Genomic DNA, 15042 nt, shown 5'->3' with positions numbered 1-15042 from the left:
GTGGATCACAAAACCACCCCCCCCCCCAACCCTCCCCCTCAAGGGGGGAGGGAGGCGACACCGATGGTGTTCAACAACGCCCGAACGGCTCATGCCAAAAACGTGCAGCGGGCAAGGACTTTGCGGGCCGATCAGACAGTTCCCGAGCGCCTGCTTTGGCCATTGCTGAAAACCTTCGCCGAACGCGGTGTAGAATTCCGCCGACAGGTGACGCTTGGCAAGTATGTCGCCGATTTCGCCAGCCACAATCCAAAACTTGTTATCGAACTCGATGGTTCAACGCATTTCAGCGAAGCCGGCACGGCGCACGACGAGGCACGCACCACTTTTCTGAACTCCATCGGCTACGACGTTCTGCGCCTGACAAATTCAGAGGCCACAAGTCGTGAAGGGGCCTGGGCGCTCATTTCTGCAAAGTTGGACGATCTTTCGGCCCCTGCGCCTCCCTCCCCCTTGAGGGGAGGGACCGAGGGAGGGGGTCCATCAGTCGAAACGCAGACATACCCGCGCTCCGCCGCCGATCTCATCACCCTTCTCACCAGCGGCCCCACCAACGCCAATCCCCAGCGCGGCGCCTCATCCGCCATCCTGCCGCTGTCCCGCTACGCCGCGCTCTTCGCCAAACTGCCCGACGAAACCCGCGCCGCGGTCACCGCGCGCTGGGGCGATCCGGCAAACGATCCCTTTGTCCGCGACGACGCCTTCCATCTGCCCGCGCATCGTTTTGGCAACGTCGTGCTGATGCTGCAGCCCGCGCGCGGCTGGCAGATCGACGAGACGGCGAACTACCACGATCCCAATCTCGTCCCGCCCCATGCCTATATCGCCGCCTATCTCTGGCTGCGCCACGACTTCGGCGCCCATGCCATGGTGCACAATGGCAAGCATGGCACGCTGGAATGGCTGCCGGGCAAGGCGACGGCTCTTGATGCCGATTGCTATCCCGACGCGCTCTGGGGCCAACTGCCCCATCTCTACCCCTTCATCGTCAACGATCCCGGCGAGGGCACCCAGGCCAAGCGGCGCGCCGGCGCCGTCATCATCGATCATCTGGTGCCCCCGCTCACCCGCGCCGAAACCTATGGTCCGATGAAGGACCTCGAAGCCCTGCTCGACGAATATTATGCCGCCTCCGGCATGGATCGTCGGCGACTGAAAGACCTCAAGCGCCGCATTCTCGACTTTACCCGCGACAGTCGCCTCGACCAGGACATCGGTCTGCCCGAAGACGAGACCGAAGCCCTGATCAAGATCGACAACTTCCTGTGTGATCTCAAGGAAGCGCAGATACGCGACGGCTTGCATGTGTTTGGGTCATCGCCCGCCGGAGCACTCGAGCGTGACCTCACCGTCGCATTGGCAAGAATACCGCGCGGCGATGCCCCCGGGGATAACTCTCTCATCCGCGCCATTGCCGACGACATGAAGCTCGGTTTCGATCCGCTGACCGCCGATCTCGGCGCGGCATGGTCCGGGCCGTTCATAAATCGTTCATATCGCGGTCAGCAAACAAACCTGCGGCGGGTGGGAGACGTCGTCGCCCACCTCGAAGAGGTCGCCGCCGATCTGGTATCATCCGTAGAGGAAGTTACAGAGGACTGGCCCGCCACCCGGGCGGTCCTCGATACCGTGCGCATGCAGATAAAACCGCGCCTCGCCGCCTCCGGCCCAGCCGAAATGTCGGCCTTCCTCAATGGTCTGGACGGCAAGTTCATCACCCCCGGCCCCTCCGGCGCGCCCTCGCGTGGGCGGCTCGATGTGTTGCCGACGGGGCGCAATTTCTACTCCGTCGACGCCCGCGCCGTGCCCACGCCAAGTGCTTGGGAACTCGGCAAAAAATCCGCCGAAAGCCTGGTCTTGCGACACCTGCAGGATCATGGTCATCACCTCCGCGCGGTGGCTTTGTCGGTCTGGGGCACCGCCAATATGCGCACCGGCGGCGACGATATTGCTCAGGCCATGGCCCTGATCGGCGCCCGACCCACCTGGGACCCCGGCTCGCTCCGCGTTTCCGGCTACGAGATCATTCCGCTGCCCAAATTGGGGCGCCCGCGCGTCGACGTCACCCTCCGGATTTCTGGCTTTTTCCGCGACGCTTTTCCCGCGCAGATCGCGCTCTTCGACCGGGCCGTCCGCGCCATCGGCGCGCTCGACGAACCCGAAGACGATAACCCCATCGCCGCCCGCATGCGCACCGAAGCCCTGGGCCTCATGGTTTCAGGCAAGTCGGAAAGCGAAGCCTCCCTCGAAGCCGGTGCACGAATTTTCGGTTCAAAGCCAGGCACTTACGGCGCCGGCCTCGGTCAGCTGATCGACAATGGCAAGTGGAACGACAAGGCCGATCTCGCCAATCAGGCCCTCGCCTGGGGCCAATATGCCTATGGTGCCAAGGCCCATGGCACTCCGTTGCACGACCGTTTCCGCGCCCGCCTCGGCCAGATCGATGCCGTCGTCCACAACCAAGACAATCGCGAGCACGACCTTCTGGATTCAGACAATTACTACCAGTTCGAAGGTGGGCTCTCCGTCGCCGCCGAGATCGTATCGGGCCACAAGCCCGCCGCCTATCACAACGATCATTCGCGTCCCGAGAAGCCCAAAATCCGCACGCTGGATCAGGAGGTTAGCCATGTCATGCGCAGCCGCGTGGTCAATCCCAAATGGCTCGCCGGCGTCCTGCGTCACGGCTATCGCGGCGCCTTCGAGATCATCGCCACGCTCGACTTCATGTTCGCCTTCGCCGCCACCACCGGGGCTGTGCGTACGCATCATTTCGACCTGGCCTTCGAAGCCTTCGTCGAAAACGACGAAGTGCGCGAATTCATCAAGCAATCCAATCGCTTCGGCTATGATGAGCTGATCGGAAAATTCCTTGAGGCCCAGCAAAGAGGCTTGTGGTCGCCTCGCTCAAATTCCGTTTTTGCCTATCTGGAGGACACGCCATGAACGACAAGCCGCTCAAGAAAACCGACCTGATGAGCGAAGCCGAGCGTGATGCCTATCACGCTGAAAAGATGAAGAAAAAGAAGGCCGCGCGCGACAAGATCCTCTCGACGAAGACCGAGGAGAAGGGCCTGCTGATCGTTCATACCGGCAAGGGCAAGGGCAAGTCGACCGCCGCCTTCGGCATGGTCTTCCGTGCGCTGGGCAATGGCATGCGGGTCGGCGTGGTGCAGTTCGTCAAGGGCGTCTGGAACACTGGCGAGCGTACCGTGCTCGACAAGTTCCCCGACCAGGTGACCATCAACGCCATGGGCGAAGGCTTTACCTGGGACGTTGCCGACCGCCAGCGCGATCTCGCCGCTGCCGCGAAGGCTTGGGAACAGGCCAAGGCCCTAATACTAGACCCAAGCTACGACATGGTTCTGCTCGACGAGCTCAATATCTGCCTGCGCTACGACTACCTGCCGCTCGATGAAGTGGTGGAGTTCCTCAAGCACAAGCCGGCGGAGAAACATGTCATCATCACTGGCCGCAATGCCAAGGACGAGCTTATCGAAATCGCCGATCTCGTTACCGAAATGACTGAAATCAAACACCATTTCCGCGCGGGGGTGAAGGCGCAGCAGGGCATCGAATTCTAGCAGGCGCTGGCTTCAAGCGAGCGTTTCAGCCCCTCGATCACCTTGTCCATCTTCACCAGGTCGCGGATATTGTACTCGGCGCGGAAGGCGGCGTAACTCTCGCCGTCGCAGAGCAGGATCAGCCGCTCGGCAATCACCCGGTGATCCCGTTGAGCCGCGTAACTAGCCCATTTGGGGCTCGATGCCTGTTCTGACAGCATCCAGTTGACACGCTCGTCGGCCATGCGCGCCTCAGCGACCATGGCCTCGAAATCTCCGAGCAGGGCGCCACCCCAGACGGTCAGGCTCTGCTCGGCCTCGAGATTGTAGAAAATCTGCCCGTCGCCATTGTCGCTTTCACCATTGCCGACAAACCCTGGTGGGATATCGATCTCGTAGCCGAAGCGGGCATTGGAATAATGATCCCAATATTGCGCCAGGGCAGGCGTCGCGAAGAGGAGTGCAAGCAGCAAAAGGGCGGTGCGCATGGGGTGAGTCTGCGCCCGAACGTGCCGTTGCGCAAGCATGCTAGAGCACGACGATGCCGGCATGCTTGGCCTTGTTCTCCGGCTCGACATGAATGGTGATCTGCACATCCGCCACCGCTTCGCGCAGCTTGCCTTCGATATCGTCGCAAATGCTGTGCGCTTCGTCCACGCTCATGGCGCCCGGCACCACGAGGTGAAAGTCGATAAAGGTCATCTTGCCCGCCTGACGCGTGCGGATATCATGGGCTTCGATGGCGCCATCGGCATTGTTGGCAATCACCGCACGAATCAGTTTTTGCGTATCGGGCGTGACGGCGACGTCCATGAGCCCACCGACGCTTTCGCGGATCACGCCCCAGCCCGACCACAAAATATTGAGCGCCACCAGCGCCGCCAGCACCGAGTCCAGCTGGGCAAAACCGGTGAGATAGACCAGGCCCAGCCCGATCAAAACGCCGATGGTCGAAACCACATCGGTCATCAAATGCTTGCCGTCGGCCTCGATGGCGGGCGAACGGGCCTTGCGGCCATGCCGGATCAATACCTGGGCCCAGACCACGTTGATGACGGTGGCGAAAAAGCTGATAGCCAGACCCTGAAGAGGCGCATCAGGCATGGACGGCTCGAGAAAACCGTAAAACGCCTCGCGCAGGATCAATATGGCGGCGACGATGATCATCACGCCAACGACCACGGCGGAGAAATACTCGGCCTTGTGATAGCCATAGGGCAGGGCGGCATCGGCAGGACGCTGCGCCAGCCGCACCGCGATCAGCGCCACGATGGCGGTCACCACGTTGACGATAGATTCGAGCGCATCCGAATAGAGCGCTACTGATCCGGTCATCCACCAGGCCAGGGTCTTGAGCGCCAGCACGCCGATTCCGACGGCCAGGCTACCCGTTGCGATGGCAACGGTTTTGTCGGTGATGGCCATGTCCAGATGCTCCACAAGCTTGAGCGGCAGCCTTAGGGGATAGGTTTAGTGCTGGCAAGCCATTGTTTTTGCAAACGATTTTCATATTCATTCTTATCTGCGCACCTTCTGGCCAAGCCCTTGATTGACCACGACCTTTACCCGACCTAAAACCGACCCAAGCGCAGCGTTCCCTTGATGGAACTGAAACAGAGCTCGGTGCGGTCGACCCCGGAGGGGACCAAGTCCGAGGCTGCTCCGGTTTTTGAGCGAAGCTGCCTCGGGTTATGCGAGGCGTTATGACGGTCCATGATAGCGGTCCCCGATGGGCCGGGGATAAATCAGGCAAATCTGCTGTGATCGTGGGCCTTGGCGCGCGCCAGTCGGCGAGCGCGGACGACGTGCTGGCGCTGGTCAGCCAGTGTCTGCGCCAGCGCAACCTCACCCGCACCGATGTGTTGGCTTTCGTCACCCATCGCGACAAGCTGGCCCATCCCGCCCTGATCGCCGCGGCTACCCATTGGGGCGTATCGCTGACCGGCATTGAAGACACCGACATGGCCGCCGCCGCGCCGACGCCCTCGGCGCGGGTTGAGGCGCTGTTTGGCCGTCCCTCCGTGGCTGAGGCCTCCGCGATGGCCTTCGGGCCACTGCTGCTGACCAAGCAGAAATCGGCCAACGTCACCTGCGCTCTGGCGATGGTTCAGCCCCCCGTCGACCTGTCCGCCGCGCCAAGCACCGCCATGGCCTCGTCCACAGTGCCCACCTCTTTGGCCGGGCCATAATGCGGACGGGCGATCATGATCACCGCCACACCCAGGCGCTGGGCCGCCTCCAGCTTGGCGGCAGTCTGCTGGCCGCCGGAATTCTTGCTCACCATATGAGTGATGCCATGCCGATCCATAAGCGTCAGCTCATGCGCGAGGTCATAGGGCGGGCGCGTCAGTTCCAGCTGCGCATGGCGCGGCATGGGCATGTCCGGCGGCTCGATCACGCGCACCAGGAAGCGGCAATCGTCACGCTCCAGGAAATTTTCGAGCCCGGTATGGCCGGTGGTCAGCAGTACCGAGGCGCCGGCGGGCAGGGCGCTCGCCGCCGCCGCCGCCGTTTCGACATGCGTCCATGTCTGCCCCTCTACGGCCGTCCAGGCCGGGCGCATCAGCCGCAAAAGCCGGATGCCGGTGACCTCCGCCGCGGCAACCGCGTTGATCGACATCAGGCCGGCATAAGGGTGCGTCGCATCCACCAGATAGTCGATATGGGCGGCGCGCAGATAGGCGCAAAGCCCGGGAATGCCGCCGAATTTGCCCATGCGCAATCCACCATCGGGCAGGATCGGGTCCTGGGTGCGCCCCGCCAGCGAGGTGATAACCTCGTGTCCAGCCGCCACCAGGCGATTTGCCAGCTGGCGCGCCTCCGCCGTACCACCCAGGATCAGGATTTTCATCGCATCGTGTCCGCCTCTTTGTTCCAATCTGCCTTTTGCTCGGACCGTCCTCAAGAGGGGCAGCAATGAACGAAGCGCATTTTGCACGGCTGGACACGGCTGATTTTCCGGTCTTTGAACCCGGGACCGTCTGGCTGGTCGGCGCTGGCCCTGGCGGACCTGGTTTGCTTACGATGCTCGCCTTTTACGCGCTGGGCCAGGCCGACGTCATCGTGCATGACGCGCTGGTCTCGCCCGATATCCTGGCCCTCGCACCGCCCCATGTGGAGCGCATCCATGCCGGCAAGCGCGGCGGCAAGCCATCACCGAAACAGACCGACATCACCCTCCGCCTGATCGAGCTGGCGCAGGCGGGCAAACGCGTGCTGCGCCTCAAGGGCGGCGATCCCTTCATGTTCGGTCGCGGTGGCGAAGAGGCCGAGGGGCTTGTGCGCGCGGGCATAGCATTCCGCATTGTCCCCGGCATTTCCTCCGGCCTCGGCGGACTGGCCTATGCTGGTCTGCCGATCACCCACCGCGATACCAATCATGCCGTTTTGTTCCTCACCGGCCACGACGAAACCGGCACCGTGCCCAGCGCCGTCAACTGGCCCGCCGTCGCCGGGGCGGCTCCGGTTCTCGTCATGTTCATGGCGGTTAAGCACCTGCCGCTCATCGCCGCCAATCTGCTGGCAGCGGGGCGCGGTCCTGACGAAGCGCTGACACTGGTCTCCCGCGCCGCTACGCCTCAACAGCATGTCGTGGAAACCACCTTGGGCGCGGCGGATACCCTGGCCGATGTGCCCACCCCCGCCATCGTTGTGCTTGGACCCGTGGCCCGCTACCGCAACAGTCTCGACTGGTATGTCACCGAGGCGAGGAAACACGTCTTTGGCTAGGGGGCTGGTCATCGCCGCGCCGCGCTCGGGCTCGGGAAAAACCCTGGTGACGCTGGGGCTGCTGGCCGCCTTGCGGCGCGCGGGTCATGTCGTCGCCCCTGCCAAGACCGGCCCTGACTATATCGACCCAAGCTTTCTGGGTCGCGCAGCGGGGCGCGAAGCCATCAATCTCGACCCCTGGGCGATGAGCCCCAGCCAGATTCAGGCTTTGGCGGCTCAACAGGCCGTGGGCGCCGAGCTCCTGCTCGTAGAAGGGGTCATGGGCCTCTTCGATGGTGCCGCCGATGGCGCCGGGTCCACCGGGGATCTCGCTGCCGCGCTGCGGCTGCCCGTGGTGCTGGTGGTCGATGCCGAACGCCAGAGCCAGTCCGTCGCGCCGCTTGTGGCTGGCTTTGCGCGCTGGCGCGAGGATGTTCGCGTCGCCGGCGTCATCCTCAATCGCGTCGCCACCGCGCGGCATGAGCGCATGCTGACCACGGCCCTCCGCGCTACCAGCATCCCCCTGCTCGGTGCCGTGCCCCGTCGGACGGAACTGGCCCTGCCCGAACGCCATCTCGGCCTGGTGATGCCGGGTGAGATCGCTGCCTTCGACAGTTTTCTCGATGACGCGGCCGAGGCGATGGGCGATTTTGTCGACCTGCGAGCGCTAGCGTCAATTGCCGCGCCGGTCGCGGAAAGTCACGCCCTTCCGCTGGCCTTGCCACCCTTGGGGCAGCGCATCGCCGTGGCACGCGACGCGGCCTGCGCGTTCCTCTACCCCCATCTGCTCGATGGCTGGCGCGCGGCAGGCGCCGAGCTGTCCTTCTTTTCGCCCTTAGCAGATGAGTCTCCACGCCCGGTCGCCGATGCGGTCTTTCTTCCGGGCGGCTATCCGGAACTGCATGGCGCCACACTTGCGGCCGCGGGGCGATTCCGCAGCGGGCTCGTTGCCGCCAGGGATCGCGGCGCGCTGATTTATGGCGAATGCGGGGGCTTCATGGCGTTGGGCGAAGCACTTGTCGATAAAGATGGGAACTCGCATGCCATGGCGGGTCTGCTCCCCATGGTGACCCGCATCGATCGGCCCAAAAGGGTGCTCGGCTATCGACGCCTGGTGCATGAAAGTCCCTTGCCGTGGCCCACTGGCCTCAATGGCCACGAATTCCACTATTCATCGGCCAAGCAAACCGGCCTGCCGCCGCTGTTCGAGGCGCTTGATGCCGAGGGCATCAGGCAGGTGCCGATGGGCGCGATGCTCGGCCGTGTGATGGGATCCTATGCCCATGTGATCGCGGCCGCGTGACTCGTCATCGCGCGTGTGGGAGAAGTGCGCCGAACGGGCGGGAGCGACATGGCCAAAGCATTGATGTTCATGGGAACGGGCTCCGATGTCGGCAAATCGCTGATCGTCGCCGGGCTCTGCCGCGCCTTGGCCAATCGGGGCTATAAAGTCGCGCCGTTCAAGCCGCAGAACATGAGCAACAATGCTGCCGTCACCGCCGATGGTGGCGAGATCGGTCGCGCCCAGGCGCTGCAAGCCCGCGCCGCGCGCCGTGATCCTGTGACGGCGATGAACCCGGTTCTGCTCAAGCCCGAGGGCGAAACCGGTTCCCAGGTCGTGGTGCGCGGGCAACGCCGCGCGAGCCTCTCGGCGCGGCAATATTGGGCCGAGAGGGACCAATTGCTGCCCGAGGTCCTCGATGCCTTCGTCGAAGTGGCTGGTGACGTCGATTATGTGCTGGTCGAGGGCGCGGGCAGCGCCTCCGAAGTCAATCTGCGCGCCAATGACATTGCCAATTTCGGCTTTGCCCGCGCAGCCAGGGTGCCGGTCGTGCTGGTGGGGGACATCCATCGTGGCGGCGTCATCGCTTCAATCGTCGGTACGCTAGCGGTCATCGAACCCGACGATGCGGCGCTGGTGCGCGCCAGCCTCATCAACAAATTCTTCGGCGATCCGGCATTGTTCGATGCAGGCAAGGCTTTCCTTGTCGAGCGCACCGGCATTGCCTGCCTTGGACCCGTGCCGCATTTTCCCGATGCTGCACGCTTGCCCGCCGAAGATGCCCTGGCGCTGGAGGATTTTTCCACCCGCGCCGGCGGCGTCTTTCGCATCGCCGTGCCCCGCCTGCCGCGCATCGCCAATTTTGATGATCTCGATCCACTGCGCGCCGAACCCGGCGTCAGCCTCCGTCTCGTACAGCCCGGCGAAGCCATGCCACGCGATGCCGACCTCATCCTGCTGCCCGGCTCCAAGGCTACGCGTGCCGACCTTGCGGCGCTGCGCGCCAATGGCTGGGACGTCGATATCATGGCCCACCATCGCGCTGGTGGCGCGGTCCTGGGCATTTGTGGCGGCTATCAAATGCTGGGTCGCAGCATAGCCGATCCCGAGGGCATTGAAGGCGCGCCGGGCACAAGCGAGGGGCTCGGCCTGCTCGACGTGGAGACAGTGCTGGCGGGCCGCAAACAACTGCGCCTCGAGACGGCCTATCACGTCCAGAGTGGCGCGCCCCTTTCGGGATACCACATGCATATGGGCGTCACCGAGGGTACTGACCGCAGTCGCCCCTTCGCCATGGTTGGAGCAGAGGCCGAGGGTGCAGTCAGCGCCGATGGTCGCGTGATGGGCACCTATCTGCACGGCCTCTTCGCTAGCGACGGCTTTCGCCGCGCCTTTATCGGCCAGGCGGCCAGTGCCGATCTCGCCTACGAAGCCGGCATTGAATCGGCTTTGGATGGATTTGCCGATCATCTCGAACGGCATCTCGATATCGATTATCTGCTGTCGCTGGCCGAGACAGTGGAGACAATCCGATGAACATGCTGGTATCGACGCTGGCTTTGCTGGTGGAGCGGCGCTGGGGCTACCCAACCCCTTTGCTCGACGCCATCGGCCATCCGGTCATGTGGTTCGGCCGGCTCATCGACTCTCTCGAAACCCGGCTCAATCACCCCGACCAAAGCCCGGAACATCGTCGACGCGGCGGCATTATCGGCCTTGCCGCACTGCTCATCACGGTGCTGGTGGTGACGGTGCTGATCCGCGACCTTACCAACCGCATCCCGCATGGCTGGATCATCGAGATGGTGCTGGCGACCTCGCTTCTGGCGCAGAAGGAACTGGGTCGTTCGGTGCGCGCCGTGGCCGAGGCGCTACGCCAGTCACTGCCAGCGGGGCGAGAGGCGGTGAGCCAAATCGTTGGCCGTGACCCGCAAGCGCTCGACGAAGCCGGCGTGGCCCGGGCCGCCGTTGAGACGCTGGCCGAAAGCACTTCGGATGGGGTGGTAGCGCCGCTGTTTTTCCTGGCGCTGTTCGGACTGCCGGGGATCGCACTCTACAAGGCCGTCAACACCGCCGATTCCATGATTGGCCATCTCAACGCGCGCTATCGCGATTATGGCTGGGCTTCAGCCAAGCTCGACGACGTACTCAACTGGATTCCGGCGCGGCTCACACTGGTGCTGATCACTATCGCCTGCTTCTTCGCGCCTGGCGCCAGCCCCGGCAAAGCCTGGGCCATCGCGCAACGAGATGCCCGCAAGCACGAATCGCCGAATGCCGGCTGGCCCGAGGCAGCCTTTGCCGGCGCGCTCGGTTTCAAGCTCGGCGGGCCGCGTGCCTATGATGGAGAGGTGGTCGACCTGCCCGCTTTTGGCGACGGTCGCGCAGAATTGCGCCCAGCCGACATTCTTCTGGCGCTTGAACTCTACAACCGCACGCTGACCGTCCTCGTCTGCTTTTGCGGGGTGATTGCCGTCATGCAGCTGATTTCAGCCTAGGGCAGGGGGCTCGCCCTTCATGGTCAGCGGCAAGCCAGCGGCGACAAAATAGACATCGTCGCAAACCTCAGCCAACCGCTGATGCGCCGATCCTGCCAGGTCGCGAAAGGTACGCGCCATGGCGTTGTCGGGCACGATTCCCAGCCCCACTTCGTTGGATACCAGGATCACCTTGGCTGCCTCCAGTTCGACCAGCGTAGCGCTGAGTTCGCTGACTGCCTGCGCGACATCCCCGTTCTGCATCAATAAATTGGTGATCCATAGGGTCAGACAGTCGACCAGAATGACGTCCTGATGGGCGGCGGCGCGTAGAATCGCAGCGGAGAGTTCAATCGGCTCCTCGATCGTGGCGAAGCGAGAGGCACGCGCCGCCTGGTGGCTCGAAATGCGGTCGCGCATCTCGCTATCCATAACCGTCGCGGTCGCCAGATAGGCCGGCCTGCTGCCCGAGCGGAGCGCCAGTCGCTCCGCGAATGCAGTCTTGCCCGAACGGGCTCCGCCCAGAACCAGAGAGTGTCGCATCTTCGCCTCTTCGCTGGCCGGCGCCATCAGTCACCGGCGGTTCGTCCATGCTTGCGCCAACGATGAATTGGCACAAGTGTTCCCGTTTTGCAGCCTGCCCCGCAAGCGAGCCATGCAATCGATTGGCTTGGCAGGGCGATTTTGTTCCCTATGCTACTTTCGTCTTAGCGGCTTTCGCATTATGGTCCGCCCCGATTTGACACCTTAGGGTGGGTTCTGCACCGGGGGCGGCGTCAACGTCCATTGCTCCTGCTGCCGACCCCCAACAGCCCATGGAGAAGCCTTTCGTGCCCCGATACTATCTTGGCGTCGACGGTGGTGGAACCAATTGCCGGGTGCGTCTGACCGACGAAAACCTGGTGACGCTGGCGGAGGTCAAGAACGGCCGCTCCAATCTGCAGATTGACGGCGGCGATCCCGCATACAAGGCGATCATGGATGGCACGCGCGACGTCTTTAAGGAAGCCGGTGTCGACTTCTCAGATACGGCCAATACCTATGCCTGCTTCGGCATGGCGGGCGGCCGCATGGACTCGGCGCGCGACGCCTTCGCTTCGCGCAGCTGGCCCTATGCGGGTGTGAAGGTCTATGACGATATCGATATCGCCCATGCCGGCGCCTTGGGTGGCGACGAGGGCGGTGTGGTGATCATCGGTACCGGTTCTGCCGCCATGTCCATCGTCGGCGGCAAGCGCTACCAGGCTGGCGGCTGGGGCTTTCATATCGGCGATCAGATGAGCGGCGCCATTCTGGGCCGTGAATTGGCGCGCTACGCCGTCGAAGCCGAGGATGGCCTGGCCGAGGGCTCGGCGCTGACCAAGGCGGTGATCGCAGCCCTTGGCGGCAATAACCAGGCGTCGATGACCTGGTCCTTTGCCACCACGCTGGGATTGAGCCTTACCGGCAATGAGGGCGCTGAAGATCAGGCGCTGATCGGCCGCGCACCAGGTGAATATGGCAAGCTGATGCCGCTCTGGTTCGACTATCTCGAAAAGGACGACCCGGTCGCCCACAATCTGCTTGAGATCCAGATGGGCTACATCGACACCTATGTCCGCTGGTTCAAGAGCCATGGCGCAGAGGTGATGGCTATTGTCGGCGGATTGGGGCAGCGGCTTTTCCCCCGGCTCGAAGCGCGTTATGGCAGCTTCGTTGCCTTGCCCAAATTCGAACCGCTCCACGGCGCGGTCATCCTCGCCAAACAAAACTTCTCCGCCTGAAAAGGACCGACGCTTTGTCCAGCCGTATCATTCCCGTTCAGCCCTTTGATTACGTCGTGTTTGGGGCTACCGGCGATCTGACCAAGCGCAAGCTCGTGCCGGCGCTTTATCATCGCTTCATGGACGGCCAGTTCGACGAGAAGAGCCGCATCATCGGTGCGTCTCGCTCCAAGCTGAGCGAGGCCGAGTTCCAGAAGTTGGTGCGCGATGCGCTCGAGCAGTTCGTTGAAGCCGAATATCGCGATCCGGCGACCATCGACAGGTTTGTCGGCATCTGCACCTATGTGCCAGTCGATGCCAGCAAGCCTGAGGAATCGGGCGATCTCGGCAAGGCTCTACGTGATGATCCCAAGGTCGTGCGCGCCTTCTACCTCGCCGTGGCGCCCGACCTGTTCGAGCCGATTGCCGAATATCTCTCCAAAAAGAAGCTCTATCGCCGCGACGCCCGCGTCGTGATCGAAAAGCCGCTGGGCCATGATCTGGCCTCCAGCCAGGAAATCAATGATGGCGTCGCCAAGATCTTCAAGGAAGATCAGGTCTATCGCATCGACCACTATCTGGGCAAAGAGACGGTTCAGAACCTGCTCGCCCTGCGCTTTGCCAATACGCTGTTCGAGCCGGTCTGGAACTCCGCCCATATCGACCACGTGCAGCTGACTGTGGCCGAAAGCGTCGGCGCCGGCACGCGCGGCTATTACGACGAGAGCGGCGCGCTGCGCGACATGATCCAGAACCACATGCTGCAGCTGCTGTGCCTCGTGGCCATGGAGCCGCCGGCATCAGACGACGCCAATGCGCTGCGCGACGAAAAGCTCAAAGTGCTCCGCGCTCTCCGTCCCATCACCAATGGCGACGTGTCCAGGATGACGGTCCGCGGCCAGTATCGCGGCGTGAAGTCGGAAACCGCGGCGGTTGCGAGCTACCAGGACGAGTTGCCTGAGGACAAGAAGGGCAGCCGCACCGAAACCTTCGTGGCCATGAAGGCCGAGATCGACAACTGGCGCTGGGCCGGCGTGCCGTTCTACCTGCGCACCGGCAAGCGCATGGCCGAGCGCGTCTCGGAAATCTGCATACAGTTCAAGCCCATCCCGCATTCGATCTTCGATCATGCCGAAGGCGCGCCAAAGCCCAACAAGCTGATCATCCGCCTGCAGCCCGATGAGGGCGTCAAGCTCATGATGATGATCAAGGATCCGGGGCCGGGTGGCATGCGCCTGCGCGAAGTGCCACTCAACCTCAGCTTTGCCGAGACTTTCGCCGAGCGCACTCCTGAGGCCTATGAGCGCTTGCTGATGGACGTGATCCGCGGCAGCCAGACGCTGTTCATGCGCCGCGACGAACTCGAGGCCGCCTGGTCCTGGGTCGATCCGATCCGCGAAGCCTGGGATCGCGCCAGCGAACCGCCGCAGAGCTACACCGCCGGCACCTGGGGCCCCAGCGGCGCCATTGCCCTCATCGAACGCGACGGCCGCACCTGGTACGAAGGCACCAATTCATGACCCTCGATCGCCGCAGCTTTGCCGACAAGCCAACCCTCGCCAAGGAACTGGCCGAATCCGTAGCCGACCGCATCCGTTCTGCTATCGCGACGCGCGGTGAGGCTTCGATTGCCGTCAGCGGTGGTTCCACTCCCGGCAAGTTCTTTCAGGCCCTGGGCAAGACCAGGGATATCGACTGGTCCAAGGTCACGGTGACCCTGGTGGACGAACGCTGGGTGCCCGAGACCAGCGATCGTTCCAATGCACTGCTGGTCAACGAAAAGATGCTGCAGGGTCCGGCGGCCATTGCGCGCTTCTTCCCGCTGTATTCGGGCGGCGAGGTGCCGGACGAGGCTGCCGTCGCCAAGACCAATGCTCTGATGGTAGAGCTGCCCAAGCCCTTCGCCGCCGTGATCCTGGGCATGGGCAATGATGGACATACGGCGAGCTTCTTCCCCGGTGGCGACACGCTGGATCAGGCGCTGACCGCAGAGGGCCCCACCTTGGCGCTCGAAGCGCCGGGAGCTGGCGAACCCCGCATCACCTTTACCCTGCCGCGCCTGCTCGAAACCGATGCGCTCTATCTGCACATCGAAGGCGACGAAAAGGCCGCGGTGCTGGACAAGGCACTGGCCGACGGTCCCGTCGCCGAGATGCCGGTCCGCGCCGTGCTCCGCTCGGGAGCGCCGCTTACTGTTTACTGGTGCCCCTGAGGCCCCTGGGGCGGTCCCCAATCGACCGCCCTGGCCGCTGACGGTTCATCAGTTGTTT

At 63.4% G+C, this 15042-nt stretch carries 14 protein-coding genes and 1 pseudogene; 11 read left to right on the top strand and 4 right to left on the bottom strand.

Going from position 1 to position 15042, the window contains the following annotated elements; all coding sequences use genetic code 11:
- Window positions 1-63 precede the first annotated feature (63 nt).
- From DEVEQU_RS20100 to cobO, 3 genes and pseudogenes are all read left to right on the top strand, one after another.
- Window positions 64-372: pseudogene (locus tag DEVEQU_RS20100) on the top strand (endonuclease domain-containing protein); the annotation flags it as partial.
- A 45-nt stretch (window positions 373-417) separates the two neighbouring features.
- Window positions 418-2946: a cobaltochelatase subunit CobN gene (cobN, locus tag DEVEQU_RS06225; protein ID WP_223214121.1), complete on the top strand. Its 2529-nt coding sequence runs from the start codon at window positions 418-420 to the stop codon at window positions 2944-2946.
- Between the two features lie 29 nt (window positions 2947-2975).
- Window positions 2976-3584, top strand: a complete 609-nt coding sequence (gene cobO / locus DEVEQU_RS06220) for a cob(I)yrinic acid a,c-diamide adenosyltransferase (protein WP_126149722.1) — start codon at window positions 2976-2978, stop codon at window positions 3582-3584.
- Here cobO and DEVEQU_RS06215 read toward each other — a convergent pair.
- Both DEVEQU_RS06215 and DEVEQU_RS06210 read right to left on the bottom strand, forming a co-directional pair.
- A complete protein-coding gene (locus DEVEQU_RS06215; protein ID WP_126149712.1) occupies window positions 3581-4051 on the bottom strand; it encodes a hypothetical protein in 471 nt (156 codons plus the stop codon). The genes cobO and DEVEQU_RS06215 overlap by 4 nt on opposite strands.
- A 40-nt stretch (window positions 4052-4091) precedes the next feature.
- Window positions 4092-4988, bottom strand: a complete 897-nt coding sequence (locus DEVEQU_RS06210) for a cation diffusion facilitator family transporter (RefSeq protein ID WP_126149711.1) — start codon at window positions 4986-4988, stop codon at window positions 4092-4094.
- A 335-nt stretch (window positions 4989-5323) separates the two neighbouring features.
- Between DEVEQU_RS06210 and DEVEQU_RS06205 the strand changes: the two genes are divergently transcribed.
- Window positions 5324-5752: a cobalamin biosynthesis protein gene (locus DEVEQU_RS06205; protein WP_164550283.1), complete on the top strand. Its 429-nt coding sequence runs from the start codon at window positions 5324-5326 to the stop codon at window positions 5750-5752.
- Here DEVEQU_RS06205 and DEVEQU_RS06200 read toward each other — a convergent pair.
- Window positions 5671-6414: a cobalt-precorrin-6A reductase gene (locus DEVEQU_RS06200; protein WP_126149709.1), complete on the bottom strand. Its 744-nt coding sequence runs from the start codon at window positions 6412-6414 to the stop codon at window positions 5671-5673. The genes DEVEQU_RS06205 and DEVEQU_RS06200 overlap by 82 nt on opposite strands.
- Before the next feature lie 65 nt (window positions 6415-6479).
- Here DEVEQU_RS06200 and cobA point away from each other — a divergent pair, with 65 nt between their 5' ends.
- From cobA to cbiB, 4 genes are read left to right on the top strand one after another with little or no spacing between them, the layout of a single operon-like run.
- On the top strand, window positions 6480-7292 hold the full coding sequence (cobA, locus tag DEVEQU_RS06195) for a uroporphyrinogen-III C-methyltransferase (protein WP_126149708.1): 813 nt from the start codon (window positions 6480-6482) through the stop codon (window positions 7290-7292).
- Window positions 7285-8574, top strand: a complete 1290-nt coding sequence (locus DEVEQU_RS06190; RefSeq protein ID WP_329601449.1) for a cobyrinate a,c-diamide synthase — start codon at window positions 7285-7287, stop codon at window positions 8572-8574. Before cobA ends, DEVEQU_RS06190 begins: the two co-directional genes overlap by 8 nt.
- Before the next feature lie 48 nt (window positions 8575-8622).
- On the top strand, window positions 8623-10089 hold the full coding sequence (locus DEVEQU_RS06185; protein ID WP_126149706.1) for a cobyric acid synthase: 1467 nt from the start codon (window positions 8623-8625) through the stop codon (window positions 10087-10089).
- The gene (gene cbiB, locus DEVEQU_RS06180; protein ID WP_164550282.1) at window positions 10086-11051 is read left to right on the top strand and encodes an adenosylcobinamide-phosphate synthase CbiB; all 966 of its coding nucleotides are present in this window, start codon (window positions 10086-10088) and stop codon (window positions 11049-11051) included. Before DEVEQU_RS06185 ends, cbiB begins: the two co-directional genes overlap by 4 nt.
- Here cbiB and cobU read toward each other — a convergent pair.
- Window positions 11043-11573 carry a bifunctional adenosylcobinamide kinase/adenosylcobinamide-phosphate guanylyltransferase gene (gene cobU, locus DEVEQU_RS06175; RefSeq protein ID WP_223214116.1) on the bottom strand — a complete coding sequence of 177 codons (531 nt, stop codon included), beginning with the start codon at window positions 11571-11573 and terminating at the stop codon, window positions 11043-11045. The genes cbiB and cobU overlap by 9 nt on opposite strands.
- Window positions 11574-11860: 287 nt before the next feature.
- Here cobU and DEVEQU_RS06170 point away from each other — a divergent pair, with 287 nt between their 5' ends.
- The 3 genes from DEVEQU_RS06170 to pgl are packed head-to-tail and all read left to right on the top strand — an operon-like array spanning window position 11861 to window position 14984.
- Window positions 11861-12793: a BadF/BadG/BcrA/BcrD ATPase family protein gene (locus DEVEQU_RS06170; RefSeq protein WP_164550281.1), complete on the top strand. Its 933-nt coding sequence runs from the start codon at window positions 11861-11863 to the stop codon at window positions 12791-12793.
- 14 nt (window positions 12794-12807) lie between these two features.
- Complete coding sequence (gene zwf / locus DEVEQU_RS06165) at window positions 12808-14292, top strand: glucose-6-phosphate dehydrogenase (RefSeq protein ID WP_126149703.1); 1485 nt, start codon at window positions 12808-12810, stop codon at window positions 14290-14292.
- Window positions 14289-14984, top strand: a complete 696-nt coding sequence (pgl, locus tag DEVEQU_RS06160; RefSeq protein WP_126149702.1) for a 6-phosphogluconolactonase — start codon at window positions 14289-14291, stop codon at window positions 14982-14984. Before zwf ends, pgl begins: the two co-directional genes overlap by 4 nt.
- The last annotated feature ends 58 nt before the right edge of the window (window positions 14985-15042 follow it).

Source organism: Devosia equisanguinis (assembly GCF_900631955.1).
In the GTDB taxonomy this organism is placed as follows: Bacteria; Pseudomonadota; Alphaproteobacteria; order Rhizobiales; family Devosiaceae; genus Devosia; species Devosia equisanguinis.
Note: the sequence above shows the minus strand (reverse complement) of the source record. Positions and strands in the feature narration are given on the sequence as shown.

Excerpts from the sequence above, each read along its gene's own strand:
- cobO (WP_126149722.1), top strand. The coding sequence starts at position 2,976 with ATGAGCGAAGCCGAGCGTGATGCCTATCACGCTGAAAAGATGAAGAAA.
- DEVEQU_RS06215 (WP_126149712.1), bottom strand. The coding sequence starts at position 4,051 with ATGCGCACCGCCCTTTTGCTGCTTGCACTCCTCTTCGCGACGCCTGCC.
- cobA (WP_126149708.1), top strand. The coding sequence starts at position 6,480 with ATGAACGAAGCGCATTTTGCACGGCTGGACACGGCTGATTTTCCGGTC.
- DEVEQU_RS06185 (WP_126149706.1), top strand. The coding sequence starts at position 8,623 with ATGGCCAAAGCATTGATGTTCATGGGAACGGGCTCCGATGTCGGCAAA.
- pgl (WP_126149702.1), top strand. The coding sequence starts at position 14,289 with ATGACCCTCGATCGCCGCAGCTTTGCCGACAAGCCAACCCTCGCCAAG.
- DEVEQU_RS06210 (WP_126149711.1), bottom strand. The coding sequence starts at position 4,988 with ATGGCCATCACCGACAAAACCGTTGCCATCGCAACGGGTAGCCTGGCC.
- cbiB (WP_164550282.1), top strand. The coding sequence starts at position 10,086 with ATGAACATGCTGGTATCGACGCTGGCTTTGCTGGTGGAGCGGCGCTGG.
- cobU (WP_223214116.1), bottom strand. The coding sequence starts at position 11,573 with ATGCGACACTCTCTGGTTCTGGGCGGAGCCCGTTCGGGCAAGACTGCA.
- DEVEQU_RS06200 (WP_126149709.1), bottom strand. The coding sequence starts at position 6,414 with ATGAAAATCCTGATCCTGGGTGGTACGGCGGAGGCGCGCCAGCTGGCA.